Origin of the sequence: Ornithinimicrobium sp. F0845, assembly GCF_023015765.1 — a bacterium.
In the GTDB taxonomy this organism is placed as follows: Bacteria; Actinomycetota; Actinomycetes; order Actinomycetales; family Dermatophilaceae; genus Ornithinicoccus.
Genome location: NZ_JALKAL010000002.1, coordinates 153405 through 165413 on the forward strand (window position 1 = coordinate 153405; position 12009 = coordinate 165413).

Consider the following 12009-nt stretch of genomic DNA (forward strand, 5'->3'; position numbering starts at 1 on the left):
CGGTGCGAGCAACTCGCCGTTGGTGCGAGCCCTATGACATCGCATCGACGGCGAGTCGCTCGCATCAGTCGGAACGGCTCTTGAAATTCGGCCCAGGTGCGACCCCGACTGCAGGCTTCAGGCAGCCGCGAGCGCGAAGCCCTGCATGACCTTGGCGTGCACGAGCACTGGCTTGGCCAGGTCGGCCCAGGTGATCCGCACGACCGAGTAGCCCAACGCCCGGAGCGCATCCTCTCGCGCCTTCTCGCGGATCAGGTCCGACCGCTCGGCATACTTGGCGAGGCCGTCGAACTCCACGACGGTGTGCTGATCCTTGAAGAGGAAGTCGACGCGCCCCACGAACTCTCCGTCAGCATTGCGAATCTCTGCTTGTGGCACTGGTTCTGGGAGGCCAAGCAGGCTGAAGACCCACCGGGCCCGTGACTCACCCGCAGACTCGGACCGCCCATCGGCGAAGTCCTTGACGACGCGCACGGTCAGCGCGCCGCGGCCATAGCCACCCGCCGTTGCGGCATCGATCAGTTCATCATCGGTCGCGCCGGCTCGTAGGCACGCGTCGACGCTCACCACTCCTGACTCGACACCGCACAGCGCCGCGACCTGGAACGCCGCTCGCATCGGCGCAACTACACGGATGCCATCCACCGATTGCACCCACCTCGACGAGATCGCTGCGTGCGAGCAGACGAGGGCGTCAGAGCTGCTCCGCCGTCCGTCAGTGCGCACGAGGTGCACGCGGTCGTCAACACCGAAGAAGGGGATGCCATGGAGTGCAAGTGCGCTGTGGTGACTCAGCGCGACTGTGCTCTCGGGGGCACCAAGGGGGCCGTGCATGAGGCCTCGGGCGCGCAGGAGGTGGCGATCCCAGGAGGCCGCGTTCTGCCAGCGCTCCGCATCGATCAGCACACCTCGAGGGAGCCGCAGCACCTCCTCGCGGTTGATCGCAGCCTTCAGCGCCTGACGGGTCACCCCTGCGTGGTCGAGCTGCCGCACGTTGGCCACCCCGTCCTGGCGGTCCAGGAGTGCTTTGAGTGATGGTTCCATGGGCGCACTCTGCCGGGTGAGCCTGGGGTGGCGCAGGAGTTATCCACAGTGATGTTCGACTCCACAGTGATGTTCGACTCCACAGTGCCGTTCGACTCGACGGTGCCGTGCGACTCCACGGTGGCGATCGCGACGGTGGCGATCGTGTCGGGGTCGTGCTGCATGGCGGTCACATCGGTGGCCGGTGCCGCCGGGCGGGAGGTACCCGGACCGGCGTCCGCAGGATCCGTCGGTGCGAGCGACTCGCCGTCGGTGCGAGCCCCCTGACGTCACATCGACGGCGATTCGCTCGCACCGACCTGCGACGGCTCCCGGGAAGGTAGCGCTCGGCGGTGTCGGGCCGCACACTGCATTCACTGAGCGTGAGGCCGCGGCCCCCAATTCAGTGAGCGTGGTGGTGGCGGCCCTGGGACTCGTGCGCGTGGCCACGCAGGATGACACGGTGTGGGTCGGCCATCGTCCGCAGGTCATCACGGGGATCGTCGCGATAGACGACCAGGTCGGCCGACTCGCCCTCGGCGATGCCCGGACGGCCCAGCCACTCCCGCGCGGCCCAGGTCGCCGCACCGATCGCCTCGGGATTGCTCATCCCGGTCTTCGTGAGCGCCTCAACCTCGCGCGCCACGAGCCCGTGGGGCAGTTGACCGCCTGCGTCCGTGCCGACGTAGACCGGCACACCCGCCTCGTGGGCCTTGGCCACCGTGTCATAGCGCCGCTCGTAGAGATCCATCATGTGGTCGGCATAGTTGGGGAACTTGCCCCGCCCGGCCTCGGCGAACGACGGGAAGTTGGCGATGTTGACCAGCGTCGGCACGATCGCGATCTGCTGCTCGGCGAAAGCGTCGATGGTCTCGTCCACCAGACCGGTCGCGTGCTCGATGCAGTCGGTCCCGGCCGCGGCGAAGTCACGCAGCGACTGCTCGGCGAAGCAGTGAGCGGTCACCCGGGCACCCTCCTCGTGCGCGGCCGCGATCGCCTCGGTCAACACCTCGACCGGCCAGCAGACGTTGAGGTCACCGGTCTCCCGGTCGATCCAGTCCCCCACCAGCTTGACCCAGCCGTCGCCCCGCCGAGCCTCCTGACGGACGAACTCGACAAGGTCCTCGGGCTCGATCTCGTGCGCGAAGTTGCGGATGTAGCGCCTGGTCCGCGCGATGTGCCGACCCGCCCGGATCAGCCGCGGCAGGTCCTCCCGGTCGTGGATCCACGACGTGTCCAGGGGGCTGCCCGCGTCGCGCAGCAGCAGGGCGCCCGCGTCACGGTCGGCGAGCGCGTGCTCCTCAGCCCGCTCCGGCGGCACCCCGCCGGTGGCCTCCAGCCCCACGTGGCAGTGCGCATCGACCAGCCCCGGCAGCACCCAGCCCTCGATGGTCTCGACCTGACCGGCCTGCCCGGACGGTGGCGTCATACTGATGCGGCCGTCCACGACCCAGACCTCGTTGAGAGTCTCCTCGGGCCCGACCAGGACCTGACCGCGGACGTGCAGCACGGGCTTGCTCATGGACTCGGGCCTCCTGTCGACGTGGTGACCGCAGGCTACCGGCCCGGCTGTCCGCGTGCCTGCCGACTCCTAGACTCGGGCGCATGGCGCAGGACGCTCTCCCACCGGCACGACGGGACCTCGCGGCAACCCTGCGCGCGGCGGCAGCGGGAACGTTCCCCGCGGTCGACGGAGGCTACTCCCGTGCGCTGCCCTGGCGCGAAGGTGTGGAGGCGGCCCTGGCGTTCACCGGCCACGCCGTCCTGGCCGTCGGCGAGGACGTGACGGACGAGCGACTCCGTGACCTCGGGGTGCACGGTTTCGGTGGTGCCCACGACCCGCGCACCACCCTCGCTCTGGCCGGCGAGGGCGAGATCGGGATCCTTGATGTCTTGCTGGCCGGCCGGGGCACGGGTCCTCCCAGCGCGTTGGTCGAGCGCCCCGACCTGGCGCAGTCCGCGCGGGCGCGGCACGCCGACCACTGGCGTGACGACGTGGTCGTCCTCGGACTGCCTCAGCGGTCGCAGACCTCCCTGGCCACCCTGGGCCGGGGCATCGGCGGGCTGCCGGAGATCGGGCTCGAGGCCGAGGACGGCTCCGCCGACGCCCTGCTGGAGGGACTCCTGCGGCGCCTCCCGGCCGGAGAGGTCGTGCTCGCCTCGGTCACCCCGGGCAACGCCCGCTCGCTGCGCTTCTTCCTGCGGCACGGGTTCGCCCCGATCGCGAGCGTGCAGCAGTGGCGCCCGGAGCGGGACCTCAGCCGATGACGCCCGCAGCGCGCGCCGGCTCGGCGTAGGCCACCGCCAGCGAGGCGACCGTCTCGTGCGCGTTCAGCCCGCTCGGGTTGGGGACCACCCACAGCCTTGCCCCCTCGAGCCCGTCGATCTGCTCCCCCACTCGCGCACCGCGGACCCCGAACGCACTCCGGTATGCCGTGATGCCGGCGATCGCGACCACCTCCGGTCGGGTGTCCCTCACCGTGGCGAGCAAGCGTTCGCCGCCCTCCCGCAGCTCGGTCGCCGTCAGCTCGTCGGCCCGCGCCGTGGCGCGGCGCACCAGGTTGGTGATCCCGATCCCGCGAGCCCTCAGGTGGTCGCGGTCGTCGTCGGTCATGCCCGCGGACGGGTCGATCCGTCGCTGCACGATCCCGGCCTGCAGCAGGGCCGGGTAGAACCGGTTGCCAGGGTGGGCGAAGTGCGTCTGCGTGGCAGCGGTCCACAGGCCCGGGTTGATCCCGACGAACAGCAACCGCAGGTCCTGTCCGGGCGAGGGCAGCAGGTCCGGCACCTCGGCGTCCCGGAACGACTCCAGCTCGGCGCGGGTGAAACGTCGCTGGGGTGGGTTCGTCGACACGCCAGTACCGTAAGCCCATGAGACTTGACGCCGTCGTCATCGGGGCCGGTCACAACGGCCTGACCGCAGCCGCCTACCTGGCCAGGGCCGGCCGGTCGGTGCTGATCCTGGAGCGCTCGGACCACATCGGCGGGGCCGCCCGCTCGGACCGGGTGTTCCCCGCCCACGAGGCCCGCCTCTCGGCATACTCCTATCTGGTCAGCCTGCTGCCCGACCAGATCATCGAGGAGCTGGACCTGGACCTGCAGCTGATCCGGCGCCGGATCAGCTCCTACACCCCGGTCGGCGACGGCGGGATCCTCGTCGACAACGGCGACCCCGCCCGCACCGCCGCCGACCTCGGGGCCGACGCGCAGGCCTGGGACGACTTCTACGGGATGACCGGCGAGATCGCGCAGAAGCTCTTCCCCACCGTGACCGAGCCGCTGCGCTCGCGCGAGGACGTCCGCTCCCTGGTGGGTGAGGAAGCGTGGCGGGACGTCTTCGAGCGGCCACTGGGTGAGGCGATAGAGCGTCGTTTCACCTCCGACGTGGTCCGCGGCATCGTGCTGACGGACGGCCTGATCGGCACCTTCGGCCGACCCGGTGACGCCGAGCGCCTGGTCAACCGCTGCTTCCTCTATCACGTGATCGGCCGCGGGACCGGCGACTGGGACGTGCCGGTCGGCGGCATGGGCGCGGTCACCGACGGTCTGCTCCGCACCGCGCAGCAGTATGGCGCGCAGCTGCGGACCTCCGCCACCGTCACCTCGGTCTCCACGGACGGGAGCGAGGCCGTGGTCCGGACCGTGGACGGGCTGGAGGTCCGCGCCGGGCAGGTCTTCGCCAACCTCGCGCCGACCCTGCTCGACCAGTTGCTGGGTGAGGCGCCGAGCCGGCCCGAGCCCGAGGGCGCGCAGCTCAAGATCAACATGCTGCTCTCCCGGCTGCCGGCGCTGAAGGACGCCTCGACGACGCCGGAGCAGGCCTTCGCCGGGACCTTCCACATCAACGAGGGCTATGACCAGATCGACGCGGCCTACGCCCAGGCCGCGGCCGGTCGCATCCCCGACGTGCCGCCCTGCGAGGTCTACTGCCACAGCCTGTCGGACCCCTCGATCCTCGGTCCCGACCTGGTGGCAGCCGGGGCCCAGACGCTCACGCTGTTCGGGCTGCACATGCCGGCCCGGCTCTTCCGCGAGGACCCGGAGGGCGCCCGGGAGCGCGCGCTGGAGCTGACGCTGGCCTCGATCAACTCCGTGCTGGCCGAGCCCATCGAGGACTGCCTGCTCGCCCCGGACACCATCGACGTCCGGAGCCCGTTGGACATCGAGGCCTCGGTCGGGATGCCCGGTGGGCACATCTTCCACGGCGACCTGCAGTGGCCGTTCGCCGAGTCAGACGACGAGGTCGGCACGTGGGGCACCGAGACGCGGCACGCCAACATCTTCCTGTGCGGGTCCGGGGCGCGTCGCGGTGGTGCGGTGAGCGGCATCCCCGGGCGCGCGGCGGTTGCGGCGGCGCTCGGTGAGCAGGCGCTGTCGTGACCGGCTCTCCGTGGGACGGTGCCGACCTGTCCGGCCAGGTCATCCGGGAGGTCGACCTGTCCGGCGCCGACGTGCGCGGCGCGATGCTCGCCAACACCTCCATCGATGCCTACATCGTCGGGTTGCGCCTCAACGGCGTTGAGGTGGCTCCACTGGTCGAGGCCGAGCTGAACCGCCTCCACCCGGAGCGGGTCGAGCTGCGACCCACGGACGCCGACGGAGTGCGCCGGGCGGTCGAGGTCGTCGAGGAGATGTGGGCCCCGACCCTCACGCGGGCGCACGCTCTGGGCGAGCCGGCGGTGCACGAGTCGGTCGACGGCGAGTGGTCGTTCGCCCAGACCCTGCGGCACCTGGTGTTCGTCACCGACGGCTGGTTCGGCCACGCCGTGGCCCAGGACGCGGCCCCCTTCCACCCGCTCGGGCTGCCTGCCACCTTCGACACAGGCGCGGCGTCATACGGCATCGACGAGCAGGCGACCCCGTCGTATGCCGAGGTGCTCGACGCTCGCGACTCCCGACTGGACCGGTTGAGGAAGTTCGCCGCCGACCTGACCGACGAAGACCTCGGTCGCGAGTGCGGACCGAACGAGGCTCCCGGCTACCCGCCCGCGGCGGTGCGGACGGTCGGCTCGTGCCTGACGGTCGTCTTCGGCGAGGAGTGGGCGCACCACCAGTTCGCGGTGCGCGACCTGACGATCCTCGAGTCGGCTCGCGCAGCCCGGCCTGTGGACAGGGACTGAAGCACAGTCGCGATCCGTGCCACAGTCGACGCCATGGACAGGAGGGGGCACCATGGGACTCATGCCGACCCTGCCGCGGAGCGGACCACTGACCCTCGAGGATTTCGAGGCGATCCGTGAGGTCGATGACGGGCACCGCTACGAACTCATCGACGGGTCCCTCGTCGTGACGCCGTCGCCGGTCCCGCGGCACCAGACAGCGGTGGGTGAGCTGGCATTCCTCTTGCGCNCGACGTGCTCGTCGTGCCCAGCACCGCCGTCGGCGAGCGACGCATCGAGGGAGGCCCGTGCTGGCCGTCGAGGTCCTCTCCCCCAGCACCCGACACATCGACCTCGGGCTCAAACTCTCCCGCTACGAGGCCGCCAGCACCCCGGCCTACTGGGTCATCGACCCCGACGAACCCTCACTGCGCGCCTGGGAGCTGCGCGAGGGTCGCTATGAGCAGGTCGCCCGTGTCAGCGGTGAGACGGCAGCCACGCTGTCGTTCTCGTGGCCGTTGCGGATCGTGCCGGATCATCTGATCCGTCCTGACGACCGCCCCTCTGTGGACAGCTCCTGAGCGCCACACCCACGTTGTGGTTGCCCGTAGTGCCTCAAATGCAAGTGCCCGCGAACTGCCTGGACCGCATGATCGAGAGGGGGCACCATGGGACCCATGCCGACCATGCCACGGAGCCGGGCACTGACCCTCGAGGATTTCGAGGCGATCCGTGAGGTCGATGACGGGCACCGCTACGAACTCATCGACGGGTCCCTCGTCGTGACGCCGTCGCCGGTCCCGCGGCACCAGACAGCGGTGGGTGAGCTGGCATTCCTCTTGCGCCGGACCATCCCGCGCGGCCTCCGGGTCTTCGTGGCCCCGTTGGACATCCGCTTCGGGAAGGACACCGTGCTCCAACCCGACGTGCTCGTCGTGCCCAGCACCGCCGTCGGCGAGCGACGCATCGAGGGAGGCCCCGTGCTGGCCGTCGAGGTCCTCTCCCCCAGCACCCGACACATCGACCTCGGGCTCAAACTCTCCCGCTACGAGGCCGCCAGCACCCCGGCCTACTGGGTCATCGACCCCGACGAACCCTCGCTGCGCGCCTGGGAGCTGCGCGAGGGTCGCTACGAACAGACCGCTCACGTCGTCGGCGATCAGATAGCCAGGCTCAACCTGCCGTGGGCGGTCGAGATCGTGCCGAGCCACCTGGTCGACGACCTGCGCTGAGATCGGTGCGAGCAACTCGCCGTCGGTGTGAGCCACTCGCGCCGTCGGTGCGAGCAACTCGCCGTCGGTGTGAGCCATATGACCGCGCATCGAGGCCAAACTGCTCGCACCGATTCCTGCGACGCGGCGGTCGCGGTGAGTGATGAGGGACAGCGCTACTGGTCCTTGAGGAACTTGTCGAAGCCCGCGGGCAGCTTGAGGTTGGACAGGTCCTTCTCCGAGGGCTCCTCTGCACCGCTCGGCAGGCCGAAGACACTGCCCATCGCATTGCCCCGGGACTCCTCGGCCTTCTGCGCGGCGAGTCGCTCCTGCTCGGCCCGCTTGGCGGGGTTGCCGCTCTTGCCCTTCTTGCGCTGCTGCTTCCCTCTGCCCTTGGCTGACCCGGCGCCACCGCCCATGCCGGGCATCCCCGGCATCCCGGGCATGCCGCCACCACGCTTCATCTGGCGCATCATCTTCTGCGCCTGACCGAACCGCTCGAGCAGCTGGTTGACCTCGGACGTCGAGACACCCGATCCCTTGGCGATGCGGGCCCGGCGGGAGCCGTTGATCTGCTTGGGGTGGGAGCGCTCGAACGGGGTCATCGAGCGGACCATCGCCTCGACGCGGTCGAACTCCTTGTCGTCCAGGGCGTCGAGCTGGGCCCGCATCTGCTGCATCCCGGGCATCATGCCGAGCATCTGCTTCAGGGAACCCATCTTCTTGATGGCCTGCATCTGCTCGAGGAAGTCGGTGAAGGTGAAGTCCTCCTCCGAGAGGAACTTGCGCGCCATCTCGCGCTGCTGAGCCTGGTCGAAGGCCTTCTCGGCCTGCTCGATCAGGGTCAGCACGTCACCCATGTCCAGGATGCGGCTGGCCATCCGGTCCGGGTGGAAGGTCTCGAAGTCGGTGACCTTCTCACCGGTGGAGGCGAACAGGATCGGCTCGCCGGTGACCGTCGCGACGGACAGCGCGGCACCACCGCGGGCGTCACCGTCGAGCTTGGTCAGCACGGTGCCGGTGATGCCCACGCCGTCGGCGAACGCCTTGGCAGTCTCCACCGCGGCCTGACCGATCATCGCGTCGATGACGAACAGCACCTCGTCGGCGTTGGTCTCCATCCGGATGTCGTGCGCCTGGCGCATCAGGTCGACGTCGACGGCGAGCCGGCCGGCGGTGTCGATGATGACGACGTCATGTCCCTTGTTCCGGGCGTGGGCGACACCGTCCACCGCCACGTCGATCGGGTCGCCGAAGGACCTGGTGCCCTCACCGGACTCCAGCGCCGCGTCGTGTCCGAACACGTTGCCCCGCTCGGGCGCGAACACCGGCACCCCCGCCCGATCGCCGACCACCTCGAGCTGGGTGACGGCGTTGGGTCGCTGGAGGTCGGCCGCGACCAGCACCGGGGTGTGACCCTGGTCCTTGAGCCAGTGGCCGAGCTTGCCGGCCAGCGTGGTCTTACCCGAGCCCTGCAGACCCGCCAGCATGATCACGGTCGGCGGGTTCTTGGCCAGGTTGAGTCGCCTGGTCTGCCCGCCGAGGATGCTGACGAGCTCCTCGTTGACGATCTTGACGACCTGCTGGCCGGGGTTGAGGGCCTTGGACACCTCGGCCCCGAGCGCACGCTCGCGGATGCTGCTGGTGAACTGCTTCACGACCGGCAGCGCGACATCGGCATCGAGCAGGGCCATCCGGATGTCGCGGACGGTCTTGTTGACGTCGGTCTCGGACAGGGACCCCTTGCGCTTGAGGTTGCGGAAGGTGTCTGTCAGGCGGTCGGAAAGGCTGTTGAACACCCCCACAGGTTAACCGCTGGCCAGCGCCCGACCGTCCCCGACGGGAAAGCGGCGCAACAACCCTGCCTAGGCTGCATGATGGTCGTATGCCGATCCGTCGCCGACTGTCGTCTGCCCTCCGTGCGCGGGTGGCCGGGCCGGACGCCGACGAGCGTGCGGCCCGGATCTGGCTCGCGCCGGGCGAGCGTCGGTTCGCCCCGACCGACCCGATCTGCCGGGTGCACAACCACGCCGGGATGTATGCCGGAGGGTTGCGTGCCCTGCTCCTCCAGTCACTGCACCCGCTGGCCATGGCGGGGGTCGGCGAGCACTCCGGCTACCGCGGCGACCCGTGGGGCCGCCTGCAGCGCACCAGCGAGTTCATAGCGATGACCACGTTCGGTCCGGTCGAGGACGCCCAGCGGATGGTCGACCACATCAACCGGGTGCACGGGACCGTCTCCGGGACCGCTCCGGACGGGCGGGCGTACGACGCGCGGGACCCCCACCTGCTGACCTGGGTCCACGTCGGTGAGATCGACTCCTTCCTCACCGCCTACCAGCGCTACGCCAGGACCCCGCTGACGCCGGCCGAGGCCGACACCTACGTCGCCCAGACCGGCTGGGCGGCTGAGGAGCTCGGCGTGCCCGACCCGCCGCGGACGGTGACAGACCTGCAGAGCCGCCTGGCGGCATACTGGCCCGAGCTGGAGGTGACCGACGGTGCCCGGGACGCGGCCAGCTTCCTGCTGCGCGAACCTCCGCTGCCGTGGGCCGCCCGCCCGGGGTACTGGATGCTCGCCGCCGGGGCGGTCTCCATGCTGCCGGACCGTGCGCGGGACCTGCTGGGGCTGCGTCTGCCCGGCGTCATGGGCCCGGCCGCGGACCGGCTGGTGCTGGGGCCGCTGGGCAGGCTCGGCACGACCGCCGTCGCCTGGGCGCTCTCGGAGCCGACAGATCCGCGCAACTCCCTCGAGAGCTCGGCCGTCGACGCGTAGGTCAGCCGATGATCGCGTCGACGAAGGCCCCGGGATCGAACGGCGCCAGGTCGTCCGGCCCCTCGCCGAGACCGACCAGCTTGACCGGCACGCCGAGGCGGCGCTGCACGTTGACGACGATCCCGCCCTTGGCCGTGCCGTCCAACTTGCTCAGCACGATGCCGGTGATCTTGACGGCTTCACCGAAGACTTCTGCCTGACGCATGCCGTTCTGACCGGTGGTCGCGTCCAGGACGAGCAGCACCTCGTCGATCGGGCTCTGCTTCTCGATGACCCGCTTGACCTTGGACAGCTCGTCCATCAGCCCGGCCTTGTTGTGCAGGCGACCGGCGGTGTCGACGATCACGACGTCCGCTTCGTACTCCGTGGCGGACTTCACGGCGTCGAAGGCGACGGCGGCCGGGTCGGCGCCCTCCCGCGGGGAGCGGACGGTGGGCACACCCACCCGCTCGCCCCAGGTCTGCAGCTGGTCCGCCGCCGCGGCCCGGAAGGTGTCTGCCGCGCCGAGCACGACGTCCTTGTCCTCGGCCACGAGCACGCGCGCCAGCTTGCCGACCGTCGTGGTCTTGCCCGTGCCGTTGACCCCGACGACCAGGATCACGGCGGGACGGTCCCCCACCCGACTGGCCGCCACGCGGCGGTCCATGCTCGGGTCGACGAGCGCGAGAAGCTCCTCCCGGAGCCACCCCTTGACGACCTCGGGATCAGTCGCGCCGTCGACCTTGACCCGGGTGCGCAGGTTGGTGACCAGCTCGTCGGTGGCCTCGACCCCGAGGTCGGCCTGCAGGAGCGTGTCCTCGACGTCCTCCCAGGACTGCTCGTCCAGGCCGCCGCTGGACAGGAGCGACAGCAGCGCGTTGCCGATGGCGTTGTTGGAGCGTGCCAGGCGCGCGCGCAGCCGCGCCAGCCGGCCACGTGCCGAGGCAGGCTTCTCGATGGTCGGGGCGCTCGGCTCCGGCTCGACCTCGACGGCGACGCCACCACCGGTGTCCTCGACACCCTCCCCGGTCGGCCGCTCAGCAGGGTCACGTTCCTCGTCGACCTCGATCGGCGGCGCCGTCGGCGGCCGCTCGATGGTCTTGGTGCCGCCCTTGCCGCCACCGCGCACGAGGCCGACGATGACGCCCAGGCCCACCAGGGCGACGACGGTCGCTACTGCCAGGATCTCCCACAGACTGTCCACGCCGGACATTCTCACAGACGCCGGATGGTCACCCGGTCACCGCCGGGCCCAGCAGGAGCCGTTGGCACTGAGACCCGTGAACGATCAGCGGTTTTGGTCGCGTAGAAGACGTCGCATGCGACCAGATCTGCGCGACCATTTCCGCCCAGCGGACCCCCGCCTCGCCCCGACCGCCGCGTCGCCCCGACCGCCGCGTCGCCCCGACCGCCGCCCGGCTGACGCGTGGGTGCCGCCCTGCATGGTGCGCCCGGCGCGGTGGGCGCCCTGCGCGGGTGCGCCCGGCGCGGCAGACTCGCTCTACCTGCGGACGGCCTGGACCGTCTTGCGCGCCACCTGCTCGCCACGGTCCACCAGCGCCTCCTGCCGTCGGCGGGCACTGGCCAGGAGCTCCTCGCCCTCCGGCGTGAGGATCTCGCGCCCGTCACGGCGCGCCTGGACGGCGACATAGCCCACGACGAGTCCCCCCAGCGCCACGCACACGAGCATGGTCAGCACAAGTGCAATCATGGTCACAATCGTGCAACGATATGGACTCCTCGCCAAATCACCGCGCCGTCCGCCGGTGTGACTACTGTGACGGAAGTGACGACTCTCACGCTGGGACAGGCTCACCGGTGCATGATGGAGGGCGGGCTGACCGGGCGCGACGATGTGAGTCGCAACAGACCACGCAGGCTCCGCAGAGGAGGTGCATCGCCTAGGCCTCCGGCAGCATCA

12 protein-coding genes are annotated in these 12009 nt (G+C 70.4%); 6 read left to right on the plus strand and 6 right to left on the minus strand.

Going from position 1 to position 12009, the window contains the following annotated elements:
- Positions 1-117 precede the first annotated feature (117 nt).
- Both MWU75_RS03985 and MWU75_RS03990 read right to left on the minus strand, forming a co-directional pair.
- Positions 118-969, minus strand: a complete 852-nt coding sequence (locus tag MWU75_RS03985) for an endonuclease domain-containing protein (protein ID WP_247088334.1) — start codon at positions 967-969, stop codon at positions 118-120.
- A gap of 457 nt (positions 970-1426) precedes the next feature.
- Entirely contained in the window at positions 1427-2545 is a 1119-nt protein-coding gene (locus MWU75_RS03990) for an amidohydrolase family protein (RefSeq protein ID WP_247088336.1), read from the minus strand.
- Positions 2546-2628: 83 nt separating this feature from the next.
- Here MWU75_RS03990 and MWU75_RS03995 point away from each other — a divergent pair, with 83 nt between their 5' ends.
- A complete protein-coding gene (locus MWU75_RS03995; RefSeq protein WP_247088338.1) occupies positions 2629-3291 on the plus strand; it encodes an N-acetyltransferase in 663 nt (220 codons plus the stop codon).
- On the opposite strand, the gene MWU75_RS04000 is transcribed toward MWU75_RS03995, so the two are convergent.
- Complete coding sequence (locus MWU75_RS04000; RefSeq protein WP_247088340.1) at positions 3281-3877, minus strand: mismatch-specific DNA-glycosylase; 597 nt, start codon at positions 3875-3877, stop codon at positions 3281-3283. The two genes, MWU75_RS03995 and MWU75_RS04000, sit on opposite strands and share 11 nt — an antisense overlap.
- A 17-nt stretch (positions 3878-3894) precedes the next feature.
- Between MWU75_RS04000 and MWU75_RS04005 the strand changes: the two genes are divergently transcribed.
- The 4 genes from MWU75_RS04005 (at position 3895) to MWU75_RS04020 (ending at position 7354) form a co-directional block, all read left to right on the plus strand.
- The gene (locus MWU75_RS04005) at positions 3895-5403 is read left to right on the plus strand and encodes an NAD(P)/FAD-dependent oxidoreductase (protein ID WP_247088341.1); all 1509 of its coding nucleotides are present in this window, start codon (positions 3895-3897) and stop codon (positions 5401-5403) included.
- Entirely contained in the window at positions 5400-6143 is a 744-nt protein-coding gene (locus MWU75_RS04010; RefSeq protein ID WP_247088344.1) for a DinB family protein, read from the plus strand. Before MWU75_RS04005 ends, MWU75_RS04010 begins: the two co-directional genes overlap by 4 nt.
- A gap of 206 nt (positions 6144-6349) precedes the next feature.
- Entirely contained in the window at positions 6350-6703 is a 354-nt protein-coding gene (locus tag MWU75_RS19800; protein ID WP_348647730.1) for a Uma2 family endonuclease, read from the plus strand.
- Between the two features lie 96 nt (positions 6704-6799).
- The gene (locus MWU75_RS04020; protein WP_247088346.1) at positions 6800-7354 is read left to right on the plus strand and encodes a Uma2 family endonuclease; all 555 of its coding nucleotides are present in this window, start codon (positions 6800-6802) and stop codon (positions 7352-7354) included.
- Between the two features lie 155 nt (positions 7355-7509).
- Here the strand turns inward: MWU75_RS04020 and ffh are convergent, their stop codons facing one another.
- On the minus strand, positions 7510-9132 hold the full coding sequence (gene ffh, locus MWU75_RS04025) for a signal recognition particle protein (RefSeq protein ID WP_247088348.1): 1623 nt from the start codon (positions 9130-9132) through the stop codon (positions 7510-7512).
- Between the two features lie 86 nt (positions 9133-9218).
- On the opposite strand from ffh, the gene MWU75_RS04030 reads away from it, so the two are divergent.
- Positions 9219-10109: an oxygenase MpaB family protein gene (locus MWU75_RS04030; RefSeq protein WP_247088350.1), complete on the plus strand. Its 891-nt coding sequence runs from the start codon at positions 9219-9221 to the stop codon at positions 10107-10109.
- Between the two features lies 1 nt (position 10110).
- Here the strand turns inward: MWU75_RS04030 and ftsY are convergent, their stop codons facing one another.
- Both ftsY and MWU75_RS04040 read right to left on the minus strand, forming a co-directional pair.
- Positions 10111-11301, minus strand: a complete 1191-nt coding sequence (gene ftsY, locus MWU75_RS04035) for a signal recognition particle-docking protein FtsY (RefSeq protein WP_247088857.1) — start codon at positions 11299-11301, stop codon at positions 10111-10113.
- A gap of 288 nt (positions 11302-11589) precedes the next feature.
- Complete coding sequence (locus tag MWU75_RS04040) at positions 11590-11799, minus strand: hypothetical protein (protein ID WP_247088352.1); 210 nt, start codon at positions 11797-11799, stop codon at positions 11590-11592.
- Positions 11800-12009 lie beyond the last annotated feature (210 nt).